The sequence below is a fragment of the Vibrio sp. 10N.286.46.A8 genome (genome assembly GCF_041470165.1).
GTDB classification, from domain to species: Bacteria; Pseudomonadota; Gammaproteobacteria; order Enterobacterales; family Vibrionaceae; genus Vibrio; species Vibrio tasmaniensis_A.
Map to the genome: position 1 here is coordinate 1 of NZ_JBFRLX010000215.1, position 13,438 is coordinate 13,438.

At 44.7% G+C, this 13,438-nt stretch carries 12 protein-coding genes; 2 read left to right on the forward strand and 10 right to left on the reverse strand.

All coding sequences use genetic code 11. The features are described 5' to 3' along the window. Positions 1 to 47 precede the first annotated feature (47 nt). Together AB4232_RS19040 and AB4232_RS19045 are read right to left on the reverse strand one after the other, a co-directional pair. The gene (locus tag AB4232_RS19040) at positions 48 to 632 is read right to left on the reverse strand and encodes a TetR/AcrR family transcriptional regulator (RefSeq protein WP_372032617.1); all 585 of its coding nucleotides are present in this window, start codon (positions 630 to 632) and stop codon (positions 48 to 50) included. Positions 633 to 776: 144 nt separating this feature from the next. Further along, positions 777 to 950, reverse strand: a complete 174-nt coding sequence (locus AB4232_RS19045) for a hypothetical protein (RefSeq protein WP_372087761.1) — start codon at positions 948 to 950, stop codon at positions 777 to 779. A gap of 425 nt (positions 951 to 1,375) precedes the next feature. On the opposite strand from AB4232_RS19045, the gene AB4232_RS19050 reads away from it, so the two are divergent. Next, entirely contained in the window at positions 1,376 to 3,355 is a 1,980-nt protein-coding gene (locus AB4232_RS19050; RefSeq protein ID WP_372087762.1) for a methyl-accepting chemotaxis protein, read from the forward strand. A gap of 105 nt (positions 3,356 to 3,460) precedes the next feature. Here the strand turns inward: AB4232_RS19050 and AB4232_RS19055 are convergent, their stop codons facing one another. Next, positions 3,461 to 3,883, reverse strand: a complete 423-nt coding sequence (locus AB4232_RS19055) for an organic hydroperoxide resistance protein (RefSeq protein ID WP_012601111.1) — start codon at positions 3,881 to 3,883, stop codon at positions 3,461 to 3,463. Between the two features lie 127 nt (positions 3,884 to 4,010). Between AB4232_RS19055 and AB4232_RS19060 the strand changes: the two genes are divergently transcribed. Next, positions 4,011 to 4,448 (forward strand): MarR family winged helix-turn-helix transcriptional regulator, encoded by a 438-nt coding sequence (locus AB4232_RS19060; protein WP_041473174.1) that lies wholly within the window; start codon positions 4,011 to 4,013, stop codon positions 4,446 to 4,448. A gap of 131 nt (positions 4,449 to 4,579) precedes the next feature. Here AB4232_RS19060 and AB4232_RS19065 read toward each other — a convergent pair whose 3' ends face one another. The 7 genes from AB4232_RS19065 to AB4232_RS19095 form a co-directional block, all read right to left on the reverse strand. Then, on the reverse strand, positions 4,580 to 5,323 hold the full coding sequence (locus AB4232_RS19065; protein ID WP_017103508.1) for a GntR family transcriptional regulator: 744 nt from the start codon (positions 5,321 to 5,323) through the stop codon (positions 4,580 to 4,582). A 120-nt stretch (positions 5,324 to 5,443) separates the two neighbouring features. Then, positions 5,444 to 6,730: an OFA family MFS transporter gene (locus tag AB4232_RS19070; protein WP_372087763.1), complete on the reverse strand. Its 1,287-nt coding sequence runs from the start codon at positions 6,728 to 6,730 to the stop codon at positions 5,444 to 5,446. 91 nt (positions 6,731 to 6,821) lie between these two features. After that, entirely contained in the window at positions 6,822 to 7,775 is a 954-nt protein-coding gene (locus AB4232_RS19075) for a PfkB family carbohydrate kinase (protein WP_372087764.1), read from the reverse strand. Further along, positions 7,765 to 8,787 carry an ADP-ribosylglycohydrolase family protein gene (locus AB4232_RS19080; RefSeq protein WP_372087765.1) on the reverse strand — a complete coding sequence of 341 codons (1,023 nt, stop codon included), beginning with the start codon at positions 8,785 to 8,787 and terminating at the stop codon, positions 7,765 to 7,767. The genes AB4232_RS19075 and AB4232_RS19080 overlap by 11 nt, the downstream gene beginning before the upstream one ends. An 87-nt stretch (positions 8,788 to 8,874) precedes the next feature. Then, complete coding sequence (locus AB4232_RS19085; protein WP_054541512.1) at positions 8,875 to 10,173, reverse strand: nucleoside permease; 1,299 nt, start codon at positions 10,171 to 10,173, stop codon at positions 8,875 to 8,877. 341 nt (positions 10,174 to 10,514) lie between these two features. After that, complete coding sequence (locus AB4232_RS19090; RefSeq protein WP_372087767.1) at positions 10,515 to 11,678, reverse strand: amino acid permease; 1,164 nt, start codon at positions 11,676 to 11,678, stop codon at positions 10,515 to 10,517. A 251-nt stretch (positions 11,679 to 11,929) separates the two neighbouring features. Next, positions 11,930 to 13,360 (reverse strand): PLP-dependent aminotransferase family protein, encoded by a 1,431-nt coding sequence (locus AB4232_RS19095; RefSeq protein WP_372087766.1) that lies wholly within the window; start codon positions 13,358 to 13,360, stop codon positions 11,930 to 11,932. Positions 13,361 to 13,438 lie beyond the last annotated feature (78 nt).

Consider the following 13,438-nt stretch of genomic DNA (forward strand, 5'->3'; position numbering starts at 1 on the left):
ATACTTGGGCGTCTTTTTGTAGAGCTGAGCCTATATACGCTCAGTTGCTAAAAAGGGTGGTACTTGAAGATGTCTTCGACCATTGAGTTGAGTAGTTCTGTGTCATCGCAGGTTTTTGCATAAGTGCGTAGCCCTGCAATTTGAACCTGAACGTGGCGAGCAAGTTGAGTAGGTTCGCGTTCTTTGCTGATCTCACCAAGTTCTTGCGCTTCGGCAATCAGTTTGGCGAACTCGCCTTCCATGATTTTGAGTGATTTCTTGGCTTCTTCTAATAATTCAGCGTGCTCATCCGTCAGTTCAGCTACTGTTTTAGCCAGCATACACATGCCGTTAGGCGCGCTTTGTTTCGATTCGACAACGGCACGTTTTACGAAGTCTTCGAGCGCTTCGATTGGAGAATCTGTTTCGCTGCGAAAGCGGTTCAAATTGAGGATGCCGAGTTCGGTATAACGAGCTAATGTTTCTTTAAACAAGCCTTCTTTGCTGCCAAAAGCCGCATAAATACTGCCCGGACGCATATCAATCACGTCCTGTAGATTGCGCATAGAAGTTGCGTGAAAGCCCTTTTCCCAATACAGGTTAGTCGCTTTATCTACTACGTCTTGTCTATCGAACTTCGCTGTCTTGGCCATAACATCTACTTCATTAATTTGAACATATGTTCAATATTTTAAGATGAACGCTCGTTCTAGTAAAGGCGTGTTTAGTCGCTTAGGCTCGATAAAGCTGTAACAGACTAAGAATCGGTCAAGTGTTTTAGTCATTAGCAAAACATCCTAACCATCGACAACTTCAACGGTCTTGTGTTGCGCGCCATAATAGGTGCCTTCATCGATGGTATACATCAGCGTTTCTTTGCACTCTGGGCAGTTGAATTCTTCATTGGGTTCGATTGCTTCCTCTTCTACCCATTCCCAACCGATTTGCTCTTCGCAAGCGGGACAATCCATAAAAATACCTCTCAGTTGTTGTCGCATATTTGCTGCGAGCTGCTACTTAATAAGCTCGGCAGTATACATATTTGAGACTGAATATATAGATGATCATGAGTGAACAGCTTGGTAAGGGTTACACAGTGAGTGCCGATCTACCACTTTATGATTATGCAAGGCGTGTCAATTTTTAGTCACTGCGTCAGAGAAGTGTTGTTACACGTATTTTTCGTCTGGTTAAGTCAGATAGTTAACAGTTTTATTCATAAATCAATGAATTTTATAAGGTTAAATGTTAACGTCCTCTGCGCTGAACTGTGTGGTTAGGTCATGGTTTACATGGGTCAGCTTGAATAATTATAGAGTCACAATTAAGGCGCACCCGTTAGAAGGAAGCCAAATTCGATGACTGAGAAGATTTGTTAGTTGTTAGGGAAATAATAATGAATTTAACCGATATGTCATTTAAGCAAAAAATCATCGCTTTGCTTATCTTACCGATCTTAGGGTTTTTATGGCTTAGTGTTTCTGCCATTTCAAAAGGCGTAGAAACCACCAGTGAAATGTCGTCATTAAACCAACTTACGCGTTTGTCGGTTGTGTACAGTGAGTTGGTGCACGAGTTACAGAAAGAACGTGGTATGACGGCTGGCTTTATTGGCTCACAGGGAAACAAGTTTGGCAGTGAGCTAAAAGCACAAAGAATTAACGCAGACAGCAAACGCAATCAAAGAACCGAGTACTGGCAGTCTGAAGAAATCGGCTTATCGCAGATCGCGCGTCTGAATACTGAAATCAGCCAAAGTCTCAACCAAATTACTTCGATTCGCAATAGAGTGGATTCTCAATCAATTCCGCTTTCTGAAGCATTAGGCTACTACACCAAACTTAATGCTAAGTTATTGAGTGTATCTGCATTAATTGCTGAGCTAAGTACTGATGCTACCATCACGACAGAAACCATCGCCTACTATAACTTTCTACAAGGCAAGGAGCGTGCGGGTATCGAACGTGCGGTTCTCAACAACACCTTTTCTAAAAATGAATTTGGCTCGGGTATGCTGGTTAAATTCATCTCTTTGGTAACCGAGCAAAATACATATTTTGCGAACTTTGAAGTTTTTGGTAACCCAGATAACGTTGATTTCTTTAAACAACAACTGAATGATCGCTCGGTGGCTGAAGTGGAAAAACTTCGTGATGTGGCTGAATCGAAAATGAGTGGTTTTGATGTCGATCCTGTTTATTGGTTTGCTCAATCGACGGCACGAATTGTTCAGCTGAAGAAGACTGAAAATCAGTTAGCAGAGTCTCTTATTACACTGACGGATCAGAAAACTCAGCAAGCTCAATCAGCAATGATGGGCAGCATTGTGATGTTTGTTGTGATCACTTTGTTCGCAACTTTTGTTAGCTTCAAAGCCATTACTGATTTAACGACTCGAGTTAAAGATCTAACGCGAGTGCTTTCTAAAGTCCGAAATGACAATGACTTAACCGTTCGTGCGACTTACGAAGGTAATAGCGAGCTGGGTCAAATCTCATCGTCGCTTAATGAAACATTAGAGAAGTTTTCTCAAGTTATCGATAACCTATCTCAATCTAGCCTGACACTTGCTTCAGCAGCAGAAGAGACGGCGCAAACTTGCCAATACAACTCAAGCACCTTAGTTGAACAGCAAGACCAGATTGGCTTGATTGCGACAGCAACAGAAGAGCTATCAGCGACGGTGAATGAAGTCGCGGCTAAAACACAGCAAACGGCAAGCTCAGCGAAGATCGCTGATGAACAATCACAGCAAGGTTTAAGCACGGTCCAACAATCCTATGAGTCGATAGAAACCTTGGCTTCTGAGATTAACGGCCTAGCTGAAAAAATCACTCATCTACACGAAAGTAGCAACAACATTAACAGTGTGATTGATGTGATTAAATCCGTTGCCGAACAAACCAATTTGTTAGCGTTAAATGCAGCGATTGAAGCCGCTCGAGCTGGTGAACAAGGTCGTGGTTTTGCTGTCGTAGCCGATGAAGTTCGTACTTTGGCTCAGCGTACGCAACAGTCCACTTCGGAAATTGAAGGCTTCATTAACTCGCTACAATCTGACGTGCAAACAGCGTTCAATGTGATTGATAACAGCAAGAAGATGTCTTCAAGAGCGGTTGAAGACTCACGAGGAGTAGAACAGACCCTGCAAGATATTTCAGGGGCTGTGAGCGAAATATTCAGCATGGCAGAGCAGATCGCAACCGCAACTGAAGAGCAAGCAGTAGTGACTCAAGATATTGCTCAGAACGTTGTCGCGGTAGAGCAGAAGTCGACAGAATCTACGACAGGCGCAACGCAAATTGCTGCAACAGCGAAAGAGCAGGCTGAGTTGGCAACATCGCTGAAAGAGCTCTCGAATACGTTTAAGAGTTAGCAACTCAGAGCTAGAAGCTTTCTATCGCATATAAAAAATGTCCCGCCTAGTGCGGGACATTTTTTTAGCGGGGTACTTTTTTTTGGAGGGGGTGGGATGAAGCGGCTAAAGCGCTTGTCCGTTAACCGACAATTTCACATCAATGTTGCCACGAACCGCGTTTGAGTAAGGGCAAACTTGGTGCGCCGTTTTCACAAGCGTCACAGCTTGTTCTTGCTCTAGATCCAGTTCAATCGATAGAGCAACAGTTAAAGCAAAGCCACCGTTTTCATTTGGTCCAATACCGACTGTTGCAGTCGTTGGCGCCGATGCGATTTTGATTTTCATCTCTTTAGCTACATGAAGTAGAGCATTTGAGAAACACGCAGAGTAGCCCGCAGCAAACAGTTGCTCAGGGTTTGTCGCTTCACCTGTTCCGCCCATCTCTTTAGGGTAGCTCAACGCCACTGAAAGCAGGTTGTCATCAGTAGAAACTTGGCCGTTACGACCTGCAGTAGCTGTAGCAGAAGTTGTGTAGAGTGTTGTCATTGTCTTAGTCCTTGTTTGAATTGTGTGAAATTAGATTGCGCGCAACTTAATTTTAAAACTAGCTTAATTGATAAAATTCGAGCACGCAAGTATATTGTGCGCAATTTAATTTATTGGTGAGGTGATCATGAGCGACCAAGATGACTATCTAAAACTGGATAATCAGGTGTGTTTTGCGCTGTATAGTGCATCGAATGCAATGAGTAGAGCGTATCAACCTTTACTGAAAGCGCTTGACCTTACTTACTTGCAGTACATTGTGATGATGGTGCTGTGGGAAGAAAAAGAGATAAATGTCAAAGCCCTAGGCGCAAAAACGCATTTGGATTCAGGTACGTTGACGCCTTTACTCAAGCGCTTGGAAACGAAAGGTTACGTGCTTAGAACTCGCAGTGCTGAAGATGAACGAGTTCGAGTTACTACACTGACACCTGCAGGGATAGAGCTCAAAGAGCAAGCGCAGACCGTGCCAGTTGAAATGCTATGTCTTTCTAAGATGAATGAAGATGAGCTTAAATCGCTAAAAGCACAGTGTGAGCAATTGCTTGGTAATTTGACCAAGTAAGCACTTTTAGTTTTTTGCCATGGTAATCAGAAAATAAGAAAGCCCGTTAGCCCTACTGTTAATTAGTTGCGATCGCTAATTCGAGTAAGACTAACGGGCTTTTTGTATCTACCGTGTTTTGGATGCGAGGTTTAATCTTCGCTCACAAACACATACATATCACCACGACAGCGGTTGATACTGTATTCAATCGGTACGCCTTTTTTATCGTAAGCGGTTTGCTCGATAAGCAGCACTGGCACTGTTTCATCAATGTTGAGCTTCTCTAGAAATTCTTCTGTTGGCATCTTAGCGGATACACGACTTTGTGTTTTGGTTGGCGAGATATCTTGGCTGCGGAAGTAGTCGTAAAGCGACAGCTGGATCTCGTCAGGGTCGTGGATAAGATGCGCAGGAACGTAAGACTCTTCAATAGATACCGCTTGCTCGTCGATGTAACGAACGCGCTTCAATAGAAAGACTTGATCGTTCTCGGCTATTTTAAGCATCTTGGCTATTTCAGAAGAGCACGCAATCACGTCTTTCTTAATCCATAACGTGTCGGGTTTTTTGCCTTTCAGAACGACTTGTTGAGAGAAGCCTGTCGCTTCTTTACTGGAGTACTCAACGGTCTCACTGATCATGGTACCCAAACCACGAGAGCGAACAATCACGCCTTCTTTATCTAATATATCCAACGCTTTACGAACGGTGATACGAGACACACCAAGCTTGTCACTGAACTCACGCTCGGTAGGAATGAAGTCTCCACCTTTGAGCATCTGTTGCTCAGTCGCCAGCTTCACTGAATCGGCAATCTTCAGATATAAGGGTGATTTATCTTTCTGTTCGATTCGTTCTTGAATCAGGGTAAGCAGTGGTTGATAAGCGCTCATAAATGTCTGTTTTAGCTTTTATATTTAACTGAAGTATACCCGAAGTCTCAGCCCACACTTAATAGAAATGTGAAATCTGAGGGCAAAACAAAGATTCCACCACTCAGAGGTTTTATCCAGTTAGCTTGAACGTTCTGGTTGGTAATGTGGGGCTAACTCTGTATCGCTACTAGGCTCTGTTGAAATGGGTTTTACTTTGAAGGTTAGGACTGTCGCGATACTCACTAACACAGCACAGATCAAATAGGCTATTGAGTAACTGCCGTACCAATCGACGGAGATTGCTGCAAGGATAGGGCCGATAAAGCCACCAATGCCCCAAGCGGTATAAAGCACTCCGTAGTTGGCGCCAAAGTTTTTCAGGCCGTATAAGTCCGCCATGATTGAAGGAAACACTGCTAACAAGGTGCCATATCCAATGCCTGCCAATGCCGCGCCAACCATTAGAGTCGGGCTAGAAACAAACTGGCTGAACAGCAGCATATTGATGGTTTGTAGCCCAAGCGCGATCGCCAACGTTTTTAATGCGCCAATCTTATCGCTCAATAACCCAGAGACTAATCGACCTGCTGAGTTGAATATCGATAAGGTCACAATCAAATAAGCGCCTTCTAAGATATTGGCTTGCTCAGCAGCAATCGAGGTGATGTTGGCGATGATCATCAAACCAGCGGCAGCGCCAAAGGCGTAAGTGAACCACAAGAGGTAGAATTGCTTGGTGGCGAGCATCTCTTTCCACATGTAATTTCGTGCTGGAGGTGGTTTAGGCTTTGAGGTGTCAGATTCTTCTGAATTGGCTTTCGGCTCATACCCTGCTGGAGGGTTCTTGATCGAATAAGCCAGTGGGAAAGCAATGACGATGAGCCCAGTCCCAAGTATGCGAAGGCTTTGTTCCAATCCAACGACGGATATTAGGTAGCTAGTAAGCGGGGCCAAGTAGATAGCCGCAAGGCCAAATGCCGTGGCGAGTAACCCATTGACCATGCCTTTCTGAGAAGAATGAAACCACTTCATTGCCGTTGGGTTCAAGCAGGCGTAAGCGAAACCAATTCCCGCACCTGTGACTAAACCAAAGCTCACATTCAGGTTCCATGGCGTCAAAGATAGGCTCGCTAAGATCATTCCTGCGCCCGCCATCAAAGAACCCACCATCAATACTTTTTGTGGGCCTATCTTATCTTGAATACGACCAGCAATAAGCAGTGCTAATGACAGAGTGATGATGGTGATTGTGTAGGGCATAGAGGCTTGAGTGTTGTTCCAACCGAGTTCTAAAAGCGAGTTTTTGAATACACTCCAGGTATAGAGAACACCAATGCACAGGTTGATTCCACAGCTAGCGAGCAGAATTCTTGTTGCTTTGTTATTTGCAATTGAAAAGCGGTTCAAAGCAGAAAAATTAATCATGGGAGAAAGGCCAAAAAGATAGGTAAAAAAGACAGGCGTAACAAAAAGGCCCAGTAATACTGAGCCTAGTGTGTTCATGAGTTAGCAAGGATTAGTATTGGTTAAGGTAGCGAGTAATCTCGTCCACGCTTGGGGCACAGTCGCCACCTACATGGCTCACCACGTAAGATGCCACGGCATTGCCTAACAAGATTGCATCGGGCAGTTCCCAGCCAGAAGCCAAGCCTGCTAAAACGCCTCCTGCATGGGTGTCACCTGCGCCAATAGTATCAACCACTGTAGCTTTAAATGGCGCAACGTTTCCGTAGCCGTCATGAGTGGCGAACAAAGCACCATCACTGTCGATGCGCAAAATCAGCGGGCAGTGATAAGTGTTATGCCATTGCTCAACGAAGGTGTTGATATCTCGCATACCCAGAACTTCAGCTTCTTGGCGATTCAAAGATACCGTTGGTTTCAGGTTGATTAGGCGATCAAACAGTGGTTTTGGAATATCACCAATGCGAGGGCCAAAATCGATGAATAGCTCAATGCTGTTGGGCAACGTTTCCAGCCAGCTAACGAGCTCTTCACCACAACCCGAAGACAACTGATAACCAGAAAGGTAGATAATCGCATTGTCTTGCAGATCTAACTGATCAAGCGCTTGTTGGTTCCAGTTGTTCTCGACACCGCTCACAGACAAGAAGGTACGTTCACCGTCTGGCTCAACGAGCGCTAAGCACCAGCCATTGTCGCCACTTGGATCTTGTAGGTGACTTGTTAGGCCTTTTTCAGCCATTGCTGTGGTGATGATGTCAGCCCATTTACCTTGACCAATTGGTAAGGCATTGATTGACTCAACGCCCAGCTTTTTCAGAGCAATCGCGATATTTAGGGCGCAACCGCCGACATGAATGCCTTTCTCGGTCAGTTCTACATCGGTACCACGCTTTGGTAGGGCAGGTGTTTCAGTCACGATATCGACCACAGCCGCACCAATCAGGCACAACTGTCGTTGATTCTTGAGGGTTGGAATCAGTGTAATCAAAGAACTATGAGGCATACCCTTGCTCCTTAATTTCTCTTAAACGTAGGAAGGTTGCGGCGTAACCTGCAAAGTCGAGTTGGTTTTCATCGTCGAGCTGTTTTTTTAGATCGACATCGATAGCTTGGATACCATTCAATGCGCCACAAATTGCGGTCGCCATCGCACCAATCGTGTCGGTATCACCACCTAAGTTAGCACACAGGATCGCACAACGGTTTGGATCGGTTTGCGCCAGTTCAACCATCGCAATAGCTGCTGGTACCGATTCAATTGTGCTCACGCCAGCACCGACTAAGTTGTAGACTTTTTCCATGCGTTCTTCAATGCCGCTGTTTTCTGAAGCAACTATCAAAGCAAGTTCAATACGAGCGCCCATTGAGGCACTGAATGTGGTGATGTTTTTGGTTTGTGCTGCGTTGGCAATCGCAGGTAATTGATCTTTAATTTCGCTCCAGCTATGTCCTTCAATCGCTTTCGATACAGACCAAGCAATCGCAACTGCACCCGCTATTGCGACATCTGATTTGTGTGTTGGGCTTGAAGCCAGTGCGACTTGATCGATGAAGGTGTCTAAGCTGGTGGTAGGAACTAGGCAGCCCATTGGCGATACACGCATCGCAGCACCGTTAGTCACACCGTTGTTTTCAAGCTCATCAATTGAAGTGCCTTCTTTAATTGCACGCATCGCAGCTTTTGAGCTAGGGCCGAAAATGTTTTTGTTGAATGCGTCGAAGCCTTCAGCCCAGCTTAATACGTTGCGAGCAATGATCTCTGGTGAGATCTCACCGTCGCATTCGATGATAGCGTCAGCAAGAGCCAGCGCCATTGAGGTGTCATCCGTGAATTGGCAAGCATCGAAATAACAAGCGGCGTTGTTTTCAGCAGGCCCCGGTAGGAAAGAATCAATCCAACCAAAGTGCGCTTTTACTCGGCTTCTTGGCCAAAGCTCTGATGGCATTCCCATTGAATCACCCAGTGCTTGACCGTAAAAAGTGCCTAAAATTCTGTCTTGTTTTGAAATGTTCATCTTACTTCACCAAAAATAGGTTATTTAAAAACTGCTCAGCCTTTAGCTAAAAAATAAGGCTAGAGAGAAGACTGAGCAGGTATAAAGTTACGCTTGAGCTTTTTCTACTTGAGCCTGCTCTGATGGGTTTCCATCTGATTTGTTGTCGATTTTAATCTCTTTGATTTCGCCGTTTGGTTCACGGAAGAAGTACATGAAGATCACGAGGATGATGGCGATCATGATGGCACCGAAGCCCCACATGCCGGACCAATCAAACGTGAGTCCATTCTGCGGTTCGTCGTAAGCAAACATTTTCTCCATTAATACGCCACCTAAGCGGTAACCCAGCAAGCTGCCGATACCTTGGCAACCCAATGTGATAAGGCCTTGCGCTGCGGTACGCATGTGAGCGGGTGCTTTTTTGTCGACGTAGATGTAAGCCGTTACGAAGTAGAAGTCGTAGCTCACGCCGTGCAAGAGGATGCCTGCGAACAGCAGTGAGTATAGGTACCAAGTGTCTGCGCTACCGTAGACGAAGAAACCGTAACGAACTGCTGCCGTAAAGAGACCAAGTAATAGTACCTTCTTAATACCAAATCGTTTGGTGAAGAAAGGTAATGCTAACATGAAGAAGATTTCAGAGAACTGACCCAGCGTCATCCAGCCAGTTGCGTTGCTCATGCCGACTTCGGTTAAGTAGCCGTTTGCGAAGATGTAGTAGAACGCCAATGGCATGCTGAACATGAAAGAACAAACGAAGAATGCTAGGAAGTTTTTGTCTTTCAGCAACACGAGAGCATCAAGGCCAAGCATCACTTTTAGGCTAAGTTTACCGGTACTTTTTGGTGGTGTGTCTGGCAGTGTTAACGCGAAGATCCCCAGTGCTAAAGAAGCTAAAGCAGTCAGGATCAAAGGGATATTGCTTGATGAAATATCGCCGTAACCCAACCAACCTGGTAAGAAACCAATCGCAATACCAGAAGCGATCCAGCCGATAGTGCCCATTACACGGATACGCGGGAAGTCACGTTCTACGTCTTCTACGTTAGAGAAAGCAATGCTGTTGGTCAGTGCAATCGTCGGCATGTAAGTTAACGAGTAAAGCAAAAGGATTGGAAAGAAGGTGGCAAACTCGGTTTGTTGAGCCGCTAAGTACATCAAACCTGCACCCGCTATCAACATCACTGAAAGTACTTTCTGAGCTGCGAAGAAACGGTCGGTGATTGATCCAACTAGGATCGGTGAAATGATCGCTGCGATTGCAGTACATGCATAAGACCATGCGATCTCAGTTGGCGTAAAACCATTGGTATTGAGTATTTGCCATAAGGGAACAAACCATGCTCCCCAGATAAACCATTCAATGAACATCATTGAAGACAGTTTGAAGTTAGTCGATTTCATTATTATGTCCTTTAGTACTGTAGGGTACGCAATGATGGTATTTTAAATGATAGTACCAATACAATACCATTGAGGTTGTTTTGTGATCTGTTTATCAGATGTATCAGCAATGGAGTTACTTTATATGATCATAGAACATGGTGTTTTGAGCTGGTGCTGAGATCTAGATATGACGAGTTTCTTATCTAAATTATTGTTTCTAAATACGTTCTTTGAAGGTATTAGTCGATGTCTGTCGAGAAGGGGGGAGGAATAATGTGGGTAAGGAAATTAGGCATAAAAAAAGAGCAGCCAACGCTGCTCTTCTTGGTATCTTTTTAGGTCTATGACCGAGTGATGAGTTACCCCATAAACCAAGATACGAAAATCAACGCGCCAAAACCGAATGTTGCCATCAGTGCCGTATCGCCACCGGCAGCGGTATAGCTGCCTTCAGTTTGTAGATGGGGGAAATCAGGTCTACGAACTTTAACCACCATTGCGAGTGGCCCCCAGATAGCTAGGAACACCAGCACCATACCAGCATAGTCCAACATGCTTACAAACTGGCTTGCGAACAGCTCTGCTAATACCAAAGGTAAGATGAAAGTCAGCGCATAAGCCAACGCTTTGTTGTTGGTCACTGCGTCTTTGTTTTGGTCGTAAAGCGCCATAGACACGCCGAGGAAAGAGGTCACCAATGCCAGTGCTGAGAACAGTGCAATTACAACTTTCAACCAAGCAGACTGTCCACTAAATGCTGAGATTAGCTCTGAAATATTGTGGAATTGGCTGATCGCGTCTGTACCAAGGTTTCCGATAATCGCGAACAACCAAGTTAGGTAGCAGATTAGTGGAATCACAGAGCCCAGCAGAATCATATTGCGGATCTGTTTTTGAGTCGCTTCTCGGTTGTAGATAACCAGTGACGGGATCACCACCATAGAGGCAAAGCTAGTAAAGATAACCGCGCTGTATTGCACCACGTCATTGGCCGTGTATTGGCTAGTTTGAGTTAGGTAATCTAGACGGATATTACTAAACAGAGAGGCAATAACAATGAAGAGCATCACCACCATCATGATGAATAGACCACGGTTTAATTTATCGATATAAGACTTACCCGCGACTACAATCACACCCATCAATAGGCTGAAAACGGTATAAGCAGCGGATGCAGAGATGTCTACGCCGACGTCGAGCAATAGCTTATGAATGATGTCGCCAACACCCAAGATATAGGCGATCAGCATGCATACCAGCAGCAAGTAAAAGAGTGCATTGATAAAGTGTTTACCTTTGCTGCCCAGAGTTAGGTAAGCAACACTGCTCATGCCACTGTTGTCTTTCGTTTTGGTACACGCTTCTGCCAGTAGGAGTGCAGAGTAGGTGGTGCCGATAAAGATAAGTAGCATCAGCACTGAGCTGATCATGAAGCCAAACTGGGCCAACACCATGGGAATAGCAAGCATGCCAGCCCCTAATGCAGTTCCCGAAAGGATTAGGGAACTGCCGAATAATTTCATATTCAAAAAAACAACCTCTAGCGATCCAATTAATTTTTGTTTGGATTGTAAATAATTGTTTCCAAGACTAACAAAATACTCAGTAAAGTTAGGGGTTAAATTCTAATTATTTTTGAATTTTTCTAAAAAACTTGCAAAGGTATTTCGGAGTGTTATCTGTGATCGTTTGACGCATTTTCTTGGTGATTGTATTTGTTGTTTTAGTTAACGTTTATTCATTGTTGAATGATCTAGCAGTCAGAAATATTCGATTAGAAAGAAGTATGTTTGGCGATTATTTTCGCTAGTGTCACAACCCCTTCTTGCCACTCTTTACTCTCTTCGATGTTCGCTACCGTGAAGCGCAAGCAGTGTTTATATTGATCGTTTGTCCCAAATACTGTGCCAGGTAATATTCCCAATTTGTGCTTCAAACAATCTTGATAAATTGCGTAGCTATCGACAGATTCAGGTAACGTGATCCAGTTTAGAAAAGATCCCTCAGGCTTTGACAGATGGTAGCGGCCAACAAGGTGTTCATAGCCATCAAGCGCTTGTATTAACAGGCTTTGGAATTGCTTTTGATTGACTTGGTAGAGTCGCTTCATCTTAGACAAATGACTTCGATATTTCCCCGTAGTGAGGAAGTGCCCAACCGCTGATTGCATTAAATTGGAGCTGCCCATGTTGTCGCATAATAGGTATTTTTCAACTTGAGCTTGGTAACGACCTGAGAGTAACCAGCCAATACGCAAGCGAGAATCTAAGGTCTTGGACAAAGAGTTGACGTAAATGACTCGATCTTGGTTATCAAGCTCTTTGAGGCTGGCAATGGGTGTGTCGAATGCCAAGCTACCGAATACATCGTCTTCGATAATCGGTAAAGATCCGGAGATATCCAGTAATGCCTTTCGGTTAGCCAATGGCATTCGTGAACCCGTTGGATTGGTAAAGTTTGGTGTTAGCAGTAAGGTTTTTACTTCCCATTTGTTCAACGAACTTTGTAGTGATGGAATATCAATGCCGTGGCTCACACTGCTTGGAATTTCTAGTGCTTGCAAACCAAGCGATTCAAGTAAAAGCAGATTGCCGAAGTAACAGGGCGATTCGACCGCCACGATGTCTCCCGGTTTGGTTAATGCACGTAAAGCCAGACTGATCGCCTGTTGAGCGCCATGTGTAATCGCAATCTCATTCGATCCCGCAGGCACGCCTAGATCATGGGTGATCTTTAACAACTGCTTCACTAATTGCTCATCGCCGGGAGGTAATTGGTAATAACCGGGAAGCTGAGTTTGCAAACGGCTATGGCGACCGATTTCGGCGTACAAGCTACGAATGGCAGGGTTATTAATGTTCGGGTGTGCTGAACCTGCCAACAATTTTAGACGGCCTTTTGGGCGAGAGAGAACTGATTTAGTCACGGAAAGCAGATCGACTTTTTGAGGCTGGCTGGGCGCATCCCAACTTGTGGTGTTCGGTGCTTTTACGCGATAGCCTGATTTAGGCACGGAATAAACCCAGCCTGTCGCTTCCAATTCTTGATAGGCGCGAATCACGGTATTTTTGCTCACGCCAAGCTGTTCGCTTAGTTGACGAATGGAAGGCAAGCGGTCGTCTGGGTGAAAGAGCCCTTTATCGATCTGAGCCTTAATGTGTTGTTCTATCGCGAGATATTTATTGCCGCTGAGTTCTGCTTCCACGTTTCCCCCTTGTAACTCACACTTAATCTGTAACCATTTAAAGTGTTATATCTGTATCTTTATTAGTTATCTGTACCC